The organism is Proteus vulgaris (genome assembly GCF_033708015.1).
Classification (GTDB): Bacteria; Pseudomonadota; Gammaproteobacteria; order Enterobacterales; family Enterobacteriaceae; genus Proteus.
Genome location: NZ_CP137920.1, coordinates 183293 through 200195 on the forward strand (window position 1 = coordinate 183293; position 16903 = coordinate 200195).

Genomic DNA, 16903 nt, shown 5'->3' on the forward strand with positions numbered 1-16903 from the left:
CACAATGCAGGGTTCTGTGACAGAGTTTCTAAAACCGCGCCTGGTTGATATCGAGCAAGTCAGTTCGACGCACGCCAAGGTGACCCTTGAACCATTAGAGCGAGGCTTCGGCCATACTCTTGGTAACGCACTGCGCCGTATTCTGCTTTCGTCTATGCCGGGTTGTGCGGTAACAGAGGTTGAGATTGATGGTGTACTGCATGAGTACAGCACCAAAGAAGGTGTTCAGGAAGATATCCTAGAAATACTGCTCAACCTTAAAGGGTTGGCGGTAAAAGTTCATGGTAAAGATGAAGTTATTCTTACTTTGAGCAAATCTGGCATTGGCCCTGTTATTGCAGCCGATATCATCCATGACGGTGATGTCGAAATCGTCAAGCCGCAGCACGTTATCTGCCACCTTACAGACGAAAACGCATCTATTAATATGCGTATCAAAGTTCAGCGTGGTCGTGGTTATGTGCCGGCTTCTGCCCGAATTCATTCGGAAGAAGATGAGCGCCCTATCGGTCGCCTTTTAGTAGACGCGTGCTATAGCCCAGTTGAGCGTATTGCTTACAATGTGGAAGCAGCTCGTGTTGAACAGCGCACCGACTTGGATAAGCTGGTTATCGAGATGGAAACTAACGGTACTATCGATCCAGAAGAATCGATTCGCCGTGCAGCGACTATCCTGGCTGAACAGCTTGAAGCTTTTGTTGACTTACGTGATGTTCGTCAACCAGAAGTTAAAGAAGAGAAGCCAGAATTCGATCCTATCTTACTGCGCCCAGTAGACGATCTTGAATTGACTGTCCGCTCTGCTAACTGTCTGAAGGCAGAAGCAATCCACTACATCGGTGATCTGGTACAGCGTACTGAAGTTGAATTACTTAAGACGCCTAACCTTGGTAAGAAGTCTCTTACTGAGATTAAAGACGTACTGGCGTCGCGTGGTCTATCTCTGGGTATGCGCCTTGAGAATTGGCCACCTGCAAGTATCGCTGATGAATAAGATCACAGGTTAAGGTTTTACTGAGAAGGATAAGGTCATGCGCCATCGTAAGAGTGGTCGTCAATTGAACCGCAACAGCAGCCATCGTCAGGCTATGTTTCGTAACATGGCAGGTTCTTTAGTTCGTCATGAGATCATCAAGACAACTTTGCCTAAAGCGAAAGAACTGCGTCGCGTCGTTGAGCCGCTGATTACTCTTGCCAAGACCGACAGCGTAGCTAATCGTCGTCTGGCATTCGCCCGTACTCGTGATAACGAAGTCGTGGCAAAACTGTTTACAGTATTAGGTCCGCGTTTTGCGAGCCGTGCAGGTGGTTACACTCGTATTCTGAAGTGTGGCTTCCGTGCTGGTGACAACGCTCCAATGGCTTACATTGAGCTTGTTGACCGTGCTGATTCTGAAACAGAAGCAGCAGCTGAATAATCTAGTTATTATTTAGTGAAGCGAATAAAAAGACCGGATTTTTAATCCGGTTTTTTTACATCTATTGAAAATAATGGCTAGTGAACCTATTTATTAGAGAAATAACTTATCAAGCCATACTCAACCTTTCTATTTGTTATTCCATGCTTTTTTATCTACTCTTGTGTTACATCATATTTATTTTTTGTTATTTCAGCATACTGCTATTTTGGTAAGATAAGCTTCGCACTATATTTCAATTCTATTCTTTTGATTATTTGCTATGCTTATTCATCATTTAGAGTGAGGGAATGATCCATGTATCGTATTGGGCAGGTTGCAAAATTAGCGAATGTGACAACAGATACAATCCGTTTTTATGAAAAACAGGGATTGATGGATCATGATAGGCGAACAGAAGGTGGTTATCGTCTATATACAGAGCAAGATCTCCAACGTTTACGTTTTATTCGCTATGCCAAAGAGTTAGGTTTTACATTAGACGCGATTACAGAGCTACTTTCTATTCGCGTTGATCCTGCTCATCACACTTGCGTTGAATCAAAGCATATCGTTGATGCAAGGCTTGCTGAAGTTGAAATTCGCTTGAAAGAAATGGAAAGAATGCGAGATTCATTAAAAATGTTAAGTAATGCATGTTGTGGTAGTGCTCATGAAAGTACCTATTGTTCTATTCTTGAAATACTTGAATCTGGAGCGACAAAGCAATAGTATCTGTATCGTATTATGTTTTATGTTCTTTAATAATTTAAGAGGTTTTTATGTCTAGCAAATATCAGCACCAAAAAGGTGTTATTAAAGATAATGCTTTAGCAGCGCTTGTTCATGATCCACTATTCAGACAACGAGTGGAAAAGAATAAGAAAGGAAAAGGCAGTTATATGAGAAAAGCAAAACATGATAAGAAGGGCAACTGGGAGGCCAGTGATAACAAAAGATTTTTTCAATTGTTATCACTGGCCTTTTAGTTTTTATTTTTGCTGATTTTTTAATAAATCACGGATTTCTGTTAATAGGGTTTCTTCTGCGGAAGGAGCCGGTGGTGCTTTAGGGGCTTCTTCTGCTTGGCGACGTGTTTTGTTAATTAATTTGATTGCACAGAAAATCGCAAATGCAACAATGGCAAAGTCAAAAACAGTTTGAATGAACATACCATAATTAAGTACAACAGCTGGTACATCCCCGCTCGCATCTCTTAATACAAGGCTAAACTGTTTGAAATCAATACCACCAATTAATAAGCCTAGAGGTGGCATAATAATATCAGCAACTAATGATGAAACAATCTTACCGAAGGCTGCACCAATGATGACACCGACCGCCATGTCAACAACGTTGCCTTTCATTGCAAATTCACGAAACTCTTTGAAAAAAGACATAACCACCCCTTATTTATCTATGCATAGATTTATTATGTAAAAATATAGTAATTTAATATGATAATAGTAGACCATGATAAGTAACAATTACTATTATTCTTATTTCCAGATAGTCTTTATAAGAAAAATGGGCTAGGTTGGAACAGCTTTTCAACTTCAGGGACATATTTTTTATCGGTGATAAACATGATCACATGATCCCCCTGTTCTATAGAGTGACTAGCGTTCGCAATAATAACATCTTGCTCTCTAACAATTGCACCAATAATGGTTCCAGGTGGTAGTTTTATATCTTGTATACGGCGACCAACAACTTTTGATGTATTTTCATCACCATGTGCAACAGCTTCGATTGCTTCTGCAACACCACGTCGTAATGATGAGACGCTCACAATATCAGCTTTGCGTACATGACCTAAAAGTGCAGAAATAGTTGCTTGTTGTGGTGATATTGCAATATCAATAACCCCACCTTGGACTAAATCAACATAAGCACTACGTTGAATAAGTACCATTGCCTTTTTAGCCCCCATTCTTTTTGCCAGCATTGCTGACATAATATTGGCTTCATCATCATTCGTCAGTGCGATAAAGACATCAATTTGTTCTATATGTTCTTCAGCAAGAAGCTCTTGATCTGATGCATCACCATAAAAAACGATGGTGTCATGGAGTAGTTCAGCCAGTTCTGTTGCACGCTGCTGATTATGTTCAATAAGCTTGACGCTATAATCTTTTTCTAATCTAGCGGCTAAACCTGCACCGACATTACCACCACCAACAATCATAATGCGTTTATAAGGTTTTTCTAATCGCTGTAATTCGCTCATTACTGCACGAATATGTTGAGATGCAACGACAAAGAAAACTTCATCTCCAGCTTCAATAATTGTGGATCCTTGAGGCCGGATAGGTCTGTCTTGACGAAAAATTGCAGCAACACGTGTATCGATATGTGGCATATGATCGCGTAATGTTGATAACGCATTCCCAACGAGAGAGCCACCATAATACGCTTTTACTGCAACAATACTGACTTGGCCATCAGCAAAATTAACAACTTGTAAAGCGCCAGGGTATTGGATCAATTTATAAATATAATCAATAACCAAATGCTCTGGTGAGATTAAATAATCAATGGGAATAGCTTCAGGAAGAAAAAGTTTATCTGCTTCACGAACAAATTCAGAGGCACGTATCCGAGCCACTTTGTTGGGTGTATTAAACAGCGTGTAAGCAACTTGGCATGCAATCATATTGGTTTCGTCAGAGTTGGTGACGGCAACCAACATATCTGCATCTTCAGCTCCGGCTTCTCTTAAGACCCTTGGGTGAGACCCATGCCCATTGACTACTCGTAAATCGAATTTATCTTGAAGTTGGCGTAAGCGATCTGCATTAGTGTCAACGACAGTAATATCATTATTCTCCCCGACAAGATTTTCAGCGAGCGTACCACCTACTTGACCAGCGCCTAAGATAATAATTTTCATTGTAATTTCTCAGAGTATTCGATTAACAAATAGAAAAGAAACGCAAGATCTTGATGATCTTGCGTTGAAATAGTAGCGTTTTTTAGATCTGATATCATCTTTTATCACAAGATCATATTTTTTTGATCCGTGCGTAAAAGAATCCATCGCCACCTTCTTCTTCTGGTAAGCATTGGTACTGATAATCACATTGCGCATCTTTCGTTGATGATAAAAACGCTTTAATTTGTTGTGTATTTTCTTCAGGTAAAATAGAGCAGGTTGCATATACCAACGTGCCACCAGATTTTAGGTATGGCCAAATAGCGTGAAGGATCTCTTTTTGAATTTTAGCTAATTGCTCAATGTCGTCATTACGACGAAGCCATTTTATATCTGGGTGACGACGAATAACACCTGTTGCTGAACATGGAGCATCAAGAAGAATTCGGTCAAATTGTTTGCCTGCACACCATTGTTCAGGATAACGACCATCACCACTTTTGACGACAGCATTAAGTTTTAAACGCGTAAGGTTCTCTTGTACTCGTTTTAAGCGTTGTTCATCTATATCAATAGCTAATACCTGAGCTTGAGGCGCTATCTCTAGAATATGTGTTGTTTTACCGCCTGGTGCTGCACATAAATCAAGGATCTGCTCTTTATTTTTGGGTGCTAATAATTCAGCACAACGTTGAGCTGAACGATCTTGAACGGTTACCCAGCCATCAGCAAATCCAGGAAGAAGGCTCACGTTGCATGGATTCTCTAAACGGATCGCAAACGGGTGACTATCATCAGCAATAGCGGGAATTCCTTCATTTTCAAGTAATATTAAATATTCGTCTCGGGAATGATGACGTTGATTTACACGTAACCACATTGGTGGTTTTTGGTTATTACCTTCAATAATACTCATCCACTGTTCTGGATAAGCTTGTTGAATACGAGCAAGTAGCCATGATGGGTGGAGAAAACGATTTTCGTTATTTTGAAAACGTTCGTTCAAGATATCTTGTTGGCGTTGAAACTGACGTAACACACCGTTAATCAATCCTTTTAACTGTGGTTTTTTTAGTGTAACAGCACCATTTACTGTCTCTGCTAGAGCTGCATGAGCAGGAATACGAGTATAAAGAAGCTGATATAAACCAACCATAATGAGGTAGTGTAAAATGCGTTGTTTGCCTTTCAATGGCTTATCCATGAGCTGCTGAATAATCCATTCTAATTGTGGCAATGTACGTAATACACCAAAGCAGATTTCTTGCAACAAAGCTTTATCTTTGTCTGAGATATTTTTCTGAAGTTCTGGTATGACAGTGCTTAGTGATAAACCTTGATCTAATACTTGGTTAATTGCTTTAGCTGCAATGCTACGTAAGTTGTATGACGTTTTCATGATGAGTTAGCGGTTAATATTGAGCGCCACAGATATATTATATTGGCGTGAAAAAAGAGAACCCTGATAATATTAGATATCAGGGTTTAGAATTATCATGGAATAATTTTTCCAGGAGTGAACCAATCTCGCTTGGAATTTAAGAAATCAGCAGAAGCCATAGGTTTCTTACCTGATGGTTGCAACTCAGTGATATTTAGAATGCCGTTACCTGTCGCAATATAAATACCCGTTTTATCGGCTTTTAATATGGTTCCTGCGGCTTGATCTGTATTATCCGCAATAGCTTGTGCTTTCCATACTTTTACAGGTTGTTCGTCTAACATGAAAAAGCTCATTGGCCATGGATTGAATGCTCTTATACAGCGTTCAATCTGTTCTGCTGATAATGACCAATCAATTTTTGCTTCTTCTTTAGATAACTTTTGTGCGTAATTCGCTAAATTATCGTCTTGCTTTTCTGCTTTTATTTTACCTGAGGTAATGAGTTCTAACGTAGTTGTTAGCGCCTTAGGTCCCAGTTCTGCAAGTTTTTCATAAAGTGATGCGCTGGTATCTTCATTTGTAATTGGGCATGACGCTTTATACAGCATATCACCTGTATCTAAACCAACATCCATTTGCATAATTGTGACGCCAGTTTCTTTATCGCCTGCCCACAAAGAACGTTGAATTGGTGCGGCACCACGCCATTTAGGAAGGAGAGAACCATGCACATTAAGGCAACCTAAACGCGGTATTTCAAGAACGGCTTTAGGTAAAATCATGCCATAGGCGACAACAATCATAATATCTGCTTGTTGTGCTGCTATCCACTCATGGTTCTCTTCAGGCTTTAAAGAGGCAGGTTGATAAACAGGAATATCATGAGTTAACGCCAGTTTTTTAACTGGGTTCATGGTCAGTTTCTTACCTCTTCCTGCGGGTTTATCTGGTGGAGTAAGTACTCCTACTACTCGATGTTTAGTTGATAACAATGCAGCTAAATGTCGAGCCGCAAAATCCGGTGTTCCCGCAAAAATAATACGTAATGAATCAGACACGTTCTCTTCCTGTTTCAATTTAACTGTTACTGTCCTGCTTTAGCTCTTTTTTTATCTAGCTTATCGAGTTTTTCAACTTTTTGGCGGATGCGTTGGCGTTTTAATGGAGATAAATAATCTACAAATAATTTACCAACTAAATGATCCATTTCATGTTGAATACAGATAGCTAATAAATCATCAGCTTCTAACTCAAAAGGTTGACCATTGTAATCAAGCGCTTTTACTTTTACGTGCTCGGCACGAGGAATGAAAGCACGTTGTTCTGGGATAGATAAACAACCTTCTTCTATGCCGGTATCACCATTGGCATCAAGAAGTTCTGGGTTTATTAATACCAGTCTTTGATCTCTTGTTTCAGAGATATCAATGACGATAATACGCTGGTGAATATTCACCTGTGTTGCAGCTAAACCGATACCTTCTTCCAAATACATTGTTTCAAACATATCATCGACAATTTTTTGAATTTCGGCATCAACTTTTTCGACTGGCTTTGCAATCGTGCGAAGGCGCTCGTCTGGATAATGTAATACGTGTAACACTGCCATAATTTATTCGGACTGTTTCTAAAATGTGAATAGGATTTAATGTCTATTCTAGACATTTATTGTCTAGATTGACAGTATTTGGTGTGTTTAGCACTTACCCTGTTTACTAAAATTAATATTAGGATAATGCATGGATGCTAGAGAAATATGGATAAGGCTTAATGCTGTTTCAAGACTCCCTATTAATAAAGCGATTCAAATTGCAAAGTATCTACAATCTCTGACTCAGTTAAATCAAAGACTATTAATAGGTTGTGGTCTGTCAGAGCAGCAAAGTCATCAATTTTTAAGACTTCATGCAAATGCTGTCAATGATACATTAAAGTGGTTAGATAAAAATGAATCATCATTATTAACAATTACAGATTCAGATTATCCTTCTTTATTAAAGCAAATTTCATCACCGCCACTTTTGCTTTTTGTTGCAGGAAATAGGCAGCATTTAAAAAGCACACAAATTGCATTAATTGGTAGTCGAGTTGCTACACCATATGGTTCCAAATGGGCTACTTATTTTGCACAGGAATTAGTAAAGAAAGAACTCACTATTACAAGTGGGTTAGCCCAAGGTATTGATGGTATAGGACATAGAAGTGCATTAAAGAATAATGGTATTACTATTGCTGTGCTAGGAAGCGGCTTAGAGCAAATTTATCCGTCATTTCATCGCACTCTTGCAGCACAAATAAAAGAATCAGGCCTTATTATTTCTGAACATTTACCTATGACACCACCGTTAGCTCGCCATTTTCCTCAACGTAATCGAATTATTAGTGGGCTAAGTACTGCACTGCTTATTATCGAAGCGGGAATTAAAAGTGGTTCTTTAATAACAGCAAATTATGCTCTGCAACAAGGTAAAGAATTGTTTGTGTTACCTGGATTATTAGGAGATGCTCATTTTGAAGGTAATCACCAGCTTATTAAGCAGGGTGCAAATTTAGCGTCTTCGCCTGAAGATATTCTGGAATATTTAACTAGCTCTTTGCAATGGCTTATTTGTGATAATGAGCATCAACAAAAACTAATAACGGAAGAAGATACAACGCTTATTAATAATGAAAAACGAGAGGCTAAAATAGAGCAATTTACCTCTGAACAACAACACGCAATGGATGTGATATTGCCTTTTCTATATTTTAATAAAACAATACCTATTGATATTATTGCTCAGAAGAGTGGATTATCTACTTCTGAATTAGCTCCTCTTTTATTAGAACTTGAGCTTATTGAAAAAGTCGCTATTGTGGCTGGTGGCTATATTCGATTGGAATAAGTGTAATGAGGTAAAACAATGGCAAAGAATATGCCGTTTACACAGCAACCTGAACAGGAAAAGTGTCCTGAATGTGGTAGCGCATTAGTGATAAAAAATGGAGGGCATGGTCCTTTTTTAGGATGCTCTGCTTATCCTGAGTGCCACTATATTAAAACACTGAAACCACAAGGTGATGGACAAATTCTCAAAGTGCTAGAAGGACAACCTTGTAAATGCTGTGGTGCTGATTTAGTTTTACGTCAGGGGAAATTTGGGATGTTTATTGGGTGTAGCAATTATCCCGAGTGTGAACATATAGAGCAAATTGATAAACCTGATGAAACTGTTATATCTTGTCCTCAATGTGAAAAAGGAAAGCTATTACAACGTAAGTCTCGGTTTGGTAAAACATTTTATGCTTGTAACCAATATCCTGAATGTCAATTTGTATTAAATAACAAACCTGTTAATGGTAAATGTGAATATTGCCACTATCCATTATTGATGGAAAAAAGGTCTTCTCAAGGAGTAAGATTGGTGTGCGCCAGCAAATTATGTGGAAAGCAACAAACAAAAAGAGAAGAACATGAATAACGAAGCATCACCTGTAAGCAATACGATTATAGAAGCATTAAAAAATAATAAAGTTATCGCATATCCAACAGAAGCTGTATTTGGGGTTGGTTGTGATCCTGATAGCGAGCACGCTGTTATGGCACTATTAATGTTAAAACAGCGTTCAATTGAAAAAGGACTAATTTTAATTGCTGATAACTATGAGCAATTAAAACCTTATATTGATGATAGTGCATTAACACAAACCCAACGAGATAGAATGTTCGCATCTTGGCCTGGACCTGTTACATGGGTTATTCCTGCCAAATCTACGACACCAAAGTGGTTAACTGGAAAATTTGATTCTTTAGCCGTGAGAGTAACAGATCATTCTATTGTTAAAGAGTTATGTTTAGCTTATGGAAAACCTTTAGTTTCAACGAGTGCTAATTTAAGTGGATTACCACCATGTCGTACAGTTGAAGAAGTGAGAAAACAATTTGAAAATACAATCCCTATCGTTGAAGGAATGGTTGGTGGTAGACAGAATCCTTCTGAAATCCGAGATGCATTAACAGGTGAATTGTACCGACAAGGGTGATTGTGATGGAAAAATATTTAGTGATGGGGAACCCTATCGAGCATAGTCAGTCCCCTTTTATTCACCAATTTTTTTCAAGACAAACAGGAATAGAGTATGGTTATGGACGTTTACTTGTTCCTTTAGGTGAATTTGATAAAGTCGCCTCACATTTTTTTTCTAGTGGAGGCCGAGGTGCTAATGTTACTGTGCCATTTAAAGAAGATGCATTCCGCTTTGTGGACAAATTAACAAATAGAGCAAAAGCATGTGGTGCAGTTAACTCTATTGTTAAATTAGAAGATGGATCACTTCTTGGTGATAATACTGATGGACAAGGACTTATTCTGGATTTAGCAAGGCTCGATTTTATTGTGCCTAATAAAGTTAAATCTGTCTTAGTTATTGGCGCTGGTGGCGCAACAAGAGGAATACTACTTCCATTACTTGATTACGATTGTGACATTACTTTAACCAATCGTACATTTACAAAAGCTGAGCAATTAGTAAAAGAGTTTAGTCAATTTGGAACGATCAGAGCAATAGCAGCAGAAGAGGTTGCTGATAGACATTACGATTTAATTATAAATGCATCTGCATCTAGTATGACTAATGATTTACCACCTATCCCTAATGAAGTTTATGGTTTTGAAACAGCATGTTATGACCTTTATTATCAAACCGGAATGACTTCGTTTCTATATAACGCATTAAAACATGGAAGTACGCGTTTGTCAGATGGTTTAGGTATGCTAGTAGGACAAGCGGCTTATGCATTTGAATTGTGGTATGAACTTGTACCAGATATTAACCCCGTCCTTAATATATTAAGAGAAAGATTGAATCAATGAATCAATTCATTCAATTTCCAGATCGTGAAATATGGCTAGCTGAGAATAAGAGCGTTTTTTTTCCTGTCATGATCAATGGAATGCTTTTTGATTGTAAAATTACAGAGCAAGAGCTTATTGAGCGTTTTGGGATGGGTGAGGGAATTTTATTATTTAAACAAAATCGTTGGGACATTGAAGAAGAATTTGAAGAGTTGGTAACAGAGTATGAGTTATCAACTCTCCATCCTATTTATTCTTTATCAATGGTAGATTGATGAGTGGCTAAATAGTTATTTTTCCATCCGACATAATTATTAGCAGAATAGATAAAGTGTTCTATTTCTGCTGATGAAAGAGGGCGAATTTTTTTCACAGGACTTCCTAAGTAAAGAAAACCACTTTCAAGTCGCTTTCCTGGAGGAACTAAACTACCTGCACCAATCATGACATCGTCTTCAACAATTGCGCCATCAAGTAAAATAGAACCCATTCCAACGAGAACACGATCTCCGATTGTGCATCCGTGTAGCATGGCTTTATGCCCAACAGTGACGTTATTACCAATAATAAGAGGAAAACCTTCAGGATCATTGGGGGAGATATGAGTGACATGAAGAACCGAACCATCTTGAATATTTGATCTTTTCCCAATACTCACGTAATTCACATCACCACGAATAACAACCATAGGCCAGATACTGACATCTTCACTAATACGAACATCTCCGATAACAGTTGCTGTCTCATCAATAAAAACATTCTTATCAATAGATGGTGAAAGATGTAAGTAATTCCTGATCATTGATTTCCTCATAATTTAACCTCGTACTTGGTTTCATTTCATTATAAGAAAAGCATAGCAGTGGATAGGGTAGGCTGGCGAGAGCAATGATTTTTAATGGTGCATGACTATTAAAGTCGACAATAAAAGAGAAAGTAGAGCAATAGAGCGTGATTGATAGAATATATCGAATAGACAATAACAAGATAAGGCGTATATTTTTTATACACAAAAGGTGTTTTCCGTATCAAAAATAGACGTAAAGTTCAAAAAGAGAACGAACGGAAAAAAAATTGAAATAAACACTTGCGCTAATCCGAGATCTCCCTATAATGCGCATCCACTGACCGACGATGAGCTGACAACAGCCACGAAGGACAGTGAAGAGAAAAGAAAAAAGTTTGAAAAAACTCTTGACTCTTCAGAGGAACAACGTATTATACGCCTCCTCGCAACAACGCAGAAGACCGGAAACGGCAGCGAATGTTGCACTGCTCTTTAACAAATTATCAGACAATCTGTGTGGGCACTCGCAGAGACGATATCTTCTAAAATATTAGATGTATCAAGTCTTGAAGAGTGAACAACAAAAGTAAATTCATTTATGAATAGCTAAGTTTTCGATTTCTTTGAGCATCAAACACTTTTAATTGAAGAGTTTGATCATGGCTCAGATTGAACGCTGGCGGCAGGCCTAACACATGCAAGTCGGGCGGTAACAGGAGAAAGCTTGCTTTCTTGCTGACGAGCGGCGGACGGGTGAGTAATGTATGGGGATCTGCCCGATAGAGGGGGATAACTACTGGAAACGGTGGCTAATACCGCATGACGTCTACGGACCAAAGCAGGGGCTCTTCGGACCTTGCGCTATCGGATGAACCCATATGGGATTAGCTAGTAGGTGGGGTAATGGCTCACCTAGGCGACGATCTCTAGCTGGTCTGAGAGGATGATCAGCCACACTGGGACTGAGACACGGCCCAGACTCCTACGGGAGGCAGCAGTGGGGAATATTGCACAATGGGCGCAAGCCTGATGCAGCCATGCCGCGTGTATGAAGAAGGCCTTAGGGTTGTAAAGTACTTTCAGCGGGGAGGAAGGTGATAAGGTTAATACCCTTATCAATTGACGTTACCCGCAGAAGAAGCACCGGCTAACTCCGTGCCAGCAGCCGCGGTAATACGGAGGGTGCAAGCGTTAATCGGAATTACTGGGCGTAAAGCGCACGCAGGCGGTCAATTAAGTCAGATGTGAAAGCCCCGAGCTTAACTTGGGAATTGCATCTGAAACTGGTTGGCTAGAGTCTTGTAGAGGGGGGTAGAATTCCACGTGTAGCGGTGAAATGCGTAGAGATGTGGAGGAATACCGGTGGCGAAGGCGGCCCCCTGGACAAAGACTGACGCTCAGGTGCGAAAGCGTGGGGAGCAAACAGGATTAGATACCCTGGTAGTCCACGCTGTAAACGATGTCGATTTAGAGGTTGTGGTCTTGAACCGTGGCTTCTGGAGCTAACGCGTTAAATCGACCGCCTGGGGAGTACGGCCGCAAGGTTAAAACTCAAATGAATTGACGGGGGCCCGCACAAGCGGTGGAGCATGTGGTTTAATTCGATGCAACGCGAAGAACCTTACCTACTCTTGACATCCAGCGAATCCTTTAGAGATAGAGGAGTGCCTTCGGGAACGCTGAGACAGGTGCTGCATGGCTGTCGTCAGCTCGTGTTGTGAAATGTTGGGTTAAGTCCCGCAACGAGCGCAACCCTTATCCTTTGTTGCCAGCACGTTATGGTGGGAACTCAAAGGAGACTGCCGGTGATAAACCGGAGGAAGGTGGGGATGACGTCAAGTCATCATGGCCCTTACGAGTAGGGCTACACACGTGCTACAATGGCAGATACAAAGAGAAGCGACCTCGCGAGAGCAAGCGGAACTCATAAAGTCTGTCGTAGTCCGGATTGGAGTCTGCAACTCGACTCCATGAAGTCGGAATCGCTAGTAATCGTAGATCAGAATGCTACGGTGAATACGTTCCCGGGCCTTGTACACACCGCCCGTCACACCATGGGAGTGGGTTGCAAAAGAAGTAGGTAGCTTAACCTTCGGGAGGGCGCTTACCACTTTGTGATTCATGACTGGGGTGAAGTCGTAACAAGGTAACCGTAGGGGAACCTGCGGTTGGATCACCTCCTTACCTAAGAGATACGTGTTATGTGCAGTGCTCACACAGATTGTCTGATGAAGAACGAGCAAAAGCGCGTCTGCGAAGCTGACTGAAGTCCCCTTCGTCTAGAGGCCTAGGACACCGCCCTTTCACGGCGGTAACAGGGGTTCGAATCCCCTAGGGGACGCCAATGCGCGGTATGAGTGAAAGGCGTACCACACTATATCTGATGAAAATCAGGGAATAGTTAAGATAATTCAAGCGAGTTATTTTACCTATTATGCTCTTTAACAATCTGGAACAAGCTGAAAAATTGAAAACAAATCAATATATCACCGAGGTATATTGATGAGTCTCTCAAAATCTCAGACCTTGAATTTGTGATACTCCAAGGCGAGTGTCATGAGCGAACAACAGCAATTCTAGGCGGACAGCGCGCAGTAAGCGCAGCATACTTAAGTATGTGAGCATTACGAGCACTGCCCAACAACGAATTGATGCTTGTGTAGCCATGACCTTTAAAGTCGTCTTCGAGAGAAACATCTTCGGGTTGTGAGGTTAAGCGAATAAGCGTACACGGTGGATGCCTAGGCAATCAGAGGCGATGAAGGACGTGCTAATCTGCGATAAGCGTCGGTAAGGTGATATGAACCGTTATACCCGACGATTTCCGAATGGGGAAACCCAATATCCTATGGATATTATCATTAACTGAATACATAGGTTAATGAGGCGAACCGGGAGAACTGAAACATCTCAGTACCCCGAGGAAAAGAAATCAACCGAGATTCCCCTAGTAGCGGCGAGCGAACGGGGAGCAGCCCAGAGTCTTAATCAATGGCAGCATCAGGAGAACGGTCTGGAAAGTCCGGCAGTAAAGGGTGATAGCCCCGTATCCGAAGATGCTGTTATTGTGAACTCGACGAGTAGGGCGGGACACGTGTTATCCTGTCTGAATATGGGGGGACCATCCTCCAAGGCTAAATACTCCTGATTGACCGATAGTGAACCAGTACCGTGAGGGAAAGGCGAAAAGAACCCCGGCGAGGGGAGTGAAAAAGAACCTGAAACCGTGTACGTACAAGCAGTAGGAGCCTCTTTATGGGGTGACTGCGTACCTTTTGTATAATGGGTCAGCGACTTATATTCTGTAGCAAGGTTAACCGTATAGGGGAGCCGTAGGGAAACCGAGTCTTAACTGGGCGAATGAGTTGCAGGGTATAGACCCGAAACCCGGTGATCTATCCATGGGCAGGTTGAAGGTTGGGTAACACTAACTGGAGGACCGAACCGACTAATGTTGAAAAATTAGCGGATGACTTGTGGATGGGGGTGAAAGGCCAATCAAACCGGGAGATAGCTGGTTCTCCCCGAAAGCTATTTAGGTAGCGCCTCGTGAACTCATCTTCGGGGGTAGAGCACTGTTTCGACTAGGGGGTCATCCCGACTTACCAACTCGATGCAAACTGCGAATACCGAAGAATGTTATCACGGGAGACACACGGCGGGTGCTAACGTCCGTCGTGAAGAGGGAAACAACCCAGACCGCCAGCTAAGGTCCCAAAGTCATGGTTAAGTGGGAAACGAAGTGGGAAGGCTCAGACAGCCAGGATGTTGGCTTAGAAGCAGCCATCATTTAAAGAAAGCGTAATAGCTCACTGGTCGAGTCGGCCCGCGCGGAAGATGTAACGGGGCTAAACCATGCACCGAAGCTGCGGCAGCGACACTATGTGTTGTTGGGTAGGGGAGCGTTCTGTAAGCCTGCGAAGGTGTACTGTGAGGTATGCTGGAGGTATCAGAAGTGCGAATGCTGACATAAGTAACGATAATGCGGGTGAAAAACCCGCACGCCGGAAGACCAAGGGTTCCTGTCCAACGTTAATCGGGGCAGGGTGAGTCGACCCCTAAGGCGAGGCTGAAAAGCGTAGTCGATGGGAAACGGGTTAATATTCCCGTACTGGTGGTAACTGCGATGGGGGAACGGAGAAGGCTAGGTTGTCCGGGCGACGGTCGTCCCGGTTCAAGCATGTAGGCAGAGTGATTAGGCAAATCCGGTCACTTAATGCTGAGGTGTGATGACGAACCACTAAGGTGGTGAAGCAATTGATGCCCTGCTTCCAGGAAAAGCCTCTAAGCTTCAGGTTACCAACAATCGTACCCCAAACCGACACAGGTGGTCAGGTAGAGAATACTCAGGCGCTTGAGAGAACTCGGGTGAAGGAACTAGGCAAAATGGTGCCGTAACTTCGGGAGAAGGCACGCTGGCGGTAAGTGAAGTCCCTTGCGGACGGAGCCGAAGCCAGTCGAAGATACCAGCTGGCTGCAACTGTTTATTAAAAACACAGCACTGTGCAAACACGAAAGTGGACGTATACGGTGTGACGCCTGCCCGGTGCTGGAAGGTTAATTGATGGGGTTATCCTTAGGGAGAAGCTCTTGATCGAAGCCCCAGTAAACGGCGGCCGTAACTATAACGGTCCTAAGGTAGCGAAATTCCTTGTCGGGTAAGTTCCGACCTGCACGAATGGCGTAATGATGGCCAGGCTGTCTCCACCCGAGACTCAGTGAAATTGAACTCGCTGTGAAGATGCAGTGTACCCGCGGCAAGACGGAAAGACCCCGTGAACCTTTACTATAGCTTGACACTGAACATTGAGCCTTGATGTGTAGGATAGGTGGGAGACTATGAAGTGTGGACGCCAGTCTGCATGGAGTCAACCTTGAAATACCACCCTTTAACGTTTGATGTTCTAACCTAGGTCCATAATCTGGATCGGGGACCGTGTCTGGTGGGTAGTTTGACTGGGGCGGTCTCCTCCTAAAGAGTAACGGAGGAGCACGAAGGTTGGCTAAGCATGGTCGGACATCATGCGGTTAGTGCAAAGGCATAAGCCAGCTTGACTGTGAGAGTGACGGCTCGAGCAGGTACGAAAGTAGGTCTTAGTGATCCGGTGGTTCTGAATGGAAGGGCCATCGCTCAACGGATAAAAGGTACTCCGGGGATAACAGGCTGATACCGCCCAAGAGTTCATATCGACGGCGGTGTTTGGCACCTCGATGTCGGCTCATCACATCCTGGGGCTGAAGTAGGTCCCAAGGGTATGGCTGTTCGCCATTTAAAGTGGTACGCGAGCTGGGTTTAGAACGTCGTGAGACAGTTCGGTCCCTATCTGCCGTGGGCGTTGGAAGATTGAGAGGGGTTGCTCCTAGTACGAGAGGACCGGAGTGAACGCACCACTGGTGTTCGGGTTGTCATGCCAATGGCATTGCCCGGTAGCTAAGTGCGGAAGAGATAACCGCTGAAAGCATCTAAGCGGGAAACTTGCCTCGAGATGAGTCTTCCCTGTCACCTAGAGTGACCTAAAGGAACGTTTAAGACTAAGACGTTGATAGGCTGGGTGTGTAAGCGTAGCGATACGTTGAGCTAACCAGTACTAATGAACCGTGAGGCTTAACCTGACAACACCGAAG

15 protein-coding genes, 1 tRNA gene and 2 rRNA genes are annotated in these 16903 nt (G+C 42.2%); 12 read left to right on the forward strand and 6 right to left on the reverse strand.

The annotated features are described in order from the left end of the window. Nucleotides 1–4 precede the first annotated feature (4 nt). The 4 genes from SB028_RS01010 to SB028_RS01025 all read left to right on the forward strand — a co-directional run bounded on the left by SB028_RS01010 (nucleotide 5) and on the right by SB028_RS01025 (nucleotide 2386). Nucleotides 5–994: a DNA-directed RNA polymerase subunit alpha gene (locus SB028_RS01010; protein ID WP_006535513.1), complete on the forward strand. Its 990-nt coding sequence runs from the start codon at nucleotides 5–7 to the stop codon at nucleotides 992–994. 37 nt (nucleotides 995–1031) lie between these two features. Beyond that, nucleotides 1032–1418: a 50S ribosomal protein L17 gene (gene rplQ / locus SB028_RS01015; protein WP_004246940.1), complete on the forward strand. Its 387-nt coding sequence runs from the start codon at nucleotides 1032–1034 to the stop codon at nucleotides 1416–1418. Nucleotides 1419–1715: 297 nt separating this feature from the next. Then, the gene (zntR, locus tag SB028_RS01020) at nucleotides 1716–2129 is read left to right on the forward strand and encodes a Zn(2+)-responsive transcriptional regulator (RefSeq protein WP_069368787.1); all 414 of its coding nucleotides are present in this window, start codon (nucleotides 1716–1718) and stop codon (nucleotides 2127–2129) included. 50 nt (nucleotides 2130–2179) lie between these two features. Further along, nucleotides 2180–2386, forward strand: coding sequence for an alternative ribosome-rescue factor A (locus SB028_RS01025; RefSeq protein ID WP_023583475.1), 207 nt, complete (start codon nucleotides 2180–2182; stop codon nucleotides 2384–2386). Between the two features lie 3 nt (nucleotides 2387–2389). Here the strand turns inward: SB028_RS01025 and mscL are convergent, their stop codons facing one another. From mscL to def, 5 genes are all read right to left on the reverse strand, one after another. Beyond that, the gene (gene mscL, locus SB028_RS01030; RefSeq protein ID WP_023583476.1) at nucleotides 2390–2797 is read right to left on the reverse strand and encodes a large-conductance mechanosensitive channel protein MscL; all 408 of its coding nucleotides are present in this window, start codon (nucleotides 2795–2797) and stop codon (nucleotides 2390–2392) included. 116 nt (nucleotides 2798–2913) lie between these two features. Then, nucleotides 2914–4290 carry a Trk system potassium transporter TrkA gene (trkA, locus tag SB028_RS01035; RefSeq protein WP_069368788.1) on the reverse strand — a complete coding sequence of 459 codons (1377 nt, stop codon included), beginning with the start codon at nucleotides 4288–4290 and terminating at the stop codon, nucleotides 2914–2916. A gap of 112 nt (nucleotides 4291–4402) precedes the next feature. Continuing rightward, the gene (gene rsmB, locus SB028_RS01040; RefSeq protein ID WP_069368789.1) at nucleotides 4403–5671 is read right to left on the reverse strand and encodes a 16S rRNA (cytosine(967)-C(5))-methyltransferase RsmB; all 1269 of its coding nucleotides are present in this window, start codon (nucleotides 5669–5671) and stop codon (nucleotides 4403–4405) included. A gap of 95 nt (nucleotides 5672–5766) precedes the next feature. Beyond that, nucleotides 5767–6714: a methionyl-tRNA formyltransferase gene (gene fmt, locus SB028_RS01045; protein ID WP_069368790.1), complete on the reverse strand. Its 948-nt coding sequence runs from the start codon at nucleotides 6712–6714 to the stop codon at nucleotides 5767–5769. Nucleotides 6715–6740: 26 nt separating this feature from the next. Next, nucleotides 6741–7265 (reverse strand): peptide deformylase, encoded by a 525-nt coding sequence (def, locus tag SB028_RS01050; RefSeq protein WP_069368791.1) that lies wholly within the window; start codon nucleotides 7263–7265, stop codon nucleotides 6741–6743. 130 nt (nucleotides 7266–7395) lie between these two features. Between def and dprA the strand changes: the two genes are divergently transcribed. From dprA to SB028_RS01075, 5 genes are read left to right on the forward strand one after another with little or no spacing between them, the layout of a single operon-like run. Continuing rightward, nucleotides 7396–8541: a DNA-processing protein DprA gene (gene dprA / locus SB028_RS01055; protein WP_069368792.1), complete on the forward strand. Its 1146-nt coding sequence runs from the start codon at nucleotides 7396–7398 to the stop codon at nucleotides 8539–8541. 18 nt (nucleotides 8542–8559) lie between these two features. Next, entirely contained in the window at nucleotides 8560–9117 is a 558-nt protein-coding gene (locus tag SB028_RS01060; protein WP_069368793.1) for a topoisomerase DNA-binding C4 zinc finger domain-containing protein, read from the forward strand. Continuing rightward, nucleotides 9110–9679 (forward strand): L-threonylcarbamoyladenylate synthase type 1 TsaC, encoded by a 570-nt coding sequence (tsaC, locus tag SB028_RS01065; protein WP_069368794.1) that lies wholly within the window; start codon nucleotides 9110–9112, stop codon nucleotides 9677–9679. Before SB028_RS01060 ends, tsaC begins: the two co-directional genes overlap by 8 nt. A gap of 5 nt (nucleotides 9680–9684) precedes the next feature. Beyond that, nucleotides 9685–10509, forward strand: coding sequence for a shikimate dehydrogenase (gene aroE, locus SB028_RS01070; protein WP_069368795.1), 825 nt, complete (start codon nucleotides 9685–9687; stop codon nucleotides 10507–10509). Further along, on the forward strand, nucleotides 10506–10766 hold the full coding sequence (locus SB028_RS01075; RefSeq protein WP_069368796.1) for a DUF1488 family protein: 261 nt from the start codon (nucleotides 10506–10508) through the stop codon (nucleotides 10764–10766). Before aroE ends, SB028_RS01075 begins: the two co-directional genes overlap by 4 nt. Here the strand turns inward: SB028_RS01075 and SB028_RS01080 are convergent. Continuing rightward, nucleotides 10742–11305: a gamma carbonic anhydrase family protein gene (locus SB028_RS01080; protein ID WP_069368797.1), complete on the reverse strand. Its 564-nt coding sequence runs from the start codon at nucleotides 11303–11305 to the stop codon at nucleotides 10742–10744. The two genes, SB028_RS01075 and SB028_RS01080, sit on opposite strands and share 25 nt — an antisense overlap. 614 nt (nucleotides 11306–11919) lie before the next feature. Here SB028_RS01080 and SB028_RS01085 point away from each other — a divergent pair. The 3 genes from SB028_RS01085 (at nucleotide 11920) to SB028_RS01095 (ending at nucleotide 16891) form a co-directional block, all read left to right on the forward strand. Next, nucleotides 11920–13462: ribosomal RNA gene (locus tag SB028_RS01085) — 16S ribosomal RNA — on the forward strand. A gap of 84 nt (nucleotides 13463–13546) precedes the next feature. Continuing rightward, nucleotides 13547–13622 (forward strand) — tRNA-Glu (locus SB028_RS01090). A 366-nt stretch (nucleotides 13623–13988) separates the two neighbouring features. Next, a 23S ribosomal RNA gene (locus tag SB028_RS01095) occupies nucleotides 13989–16891 on the forward strand. Together the 16S and 23S rRNA genes with 1 tRNA gene alongside form the textbook arrangement of a ribosomal RNA operon. Nucleotides 16892–16903: the final 12 nt, after the last annotated feature.

Excerpts from the sequence above, each read along its gene's own strand:
- SB028_RS01010 (WP_006535513.1), top strand. The coding sequence starts at position 5 with ATGCAGGGTTCTGTGACAGAGTTTCTAAAACCGCGCCTGGTTGATATC.
- rplQ (WP_004246940.1), top strand. The coding sequence starts at position 1,032 with ATGCGCCATCGTAAGAGTGGTCGTCAATTGAACCGCAACAGCAGCCAT.
- zntR (WP_069368787.1), top strand. The coding sequence starts at position 1,716 with ATGTATCGTATTGGGCAGGTTGCAAAATTAGCGAATGTGACAACAGAT.
- SB028_RS01025 (WP_023583475.1), top strand. The coding sequence starts at position 2,180 with ATGTCTAGCAAATATCAGCACCAAAAAGGTGTTATTAAAGATAATGCT.
- mscL (WP_023583476.1), bottom strand. The coding sequence starts at position 2,797 with ATGTCTTTTTTCAAAGAGTTTCGTGAATTTGCAATGAAAGGCAACGTT.
- trkA (WP_069368788.1), bottom strand. The coding sequence starts at position 4,290 with ATGAAAATTATTATCTTAGGCGCTGGTCAAGTAGGTGGTACGCTCGCT.
- rsmB (WP_069368789.1), bottom strand. The coding sequence starts at position 5,671 with ATGAAAACGTCATACAACTTACGTAGCATTGCAGCTAAAGCAATTAAC.
- def (WP_069368791.1), bottom strand. The coding sequence starts at position 7,265 with ATGGCAGTGTTACACGTATTACATTATCCAGACGAGCGCCTTCGCACG.
- dprA (WP_069368792.1), top strand. The coding sequence starts at position 7,396 with ATGGATGCTAGAGAAATATGGATAAGGCTTAATGCTGTTTCAAGACTC.
- SB028_RS01060 (WP_069368793.1), top strand. The coding sequence starts at position 8,560 with ATGGCAAAGAATATGCCGTTTACACAGCAACCTGAACAGGAAAAGTGT.
- tsaC (WP_069368794.1), top strand. The coding sequence starts at position 9,110 with ATGAATAACGAAGCATCACCTGTAAGCAATACGATTATAGAAGCATTA.
- aroE (WP_069368795.1), top strand. The coding sequence starts at position 9,685 with ATGGAAAAATATTTAGTGATGGGGAACCCTATCGAGCATAGTCAGTCC.
- SB028_RS01075 (WP_069368796.1), top strand. The coding sequence starts at position 10,506 with ATGAATCAATTCATTCAATTTCCAGATCGTGAAATATGGCTAGCTGAG.
- SB028_RS01080 (WP_069368797.1), bottom strand. The coding sequence starts at position 11,305 with ATGAGGAAATCAATGATCAGGAATTACTTACATCTTTCACCATCTATT.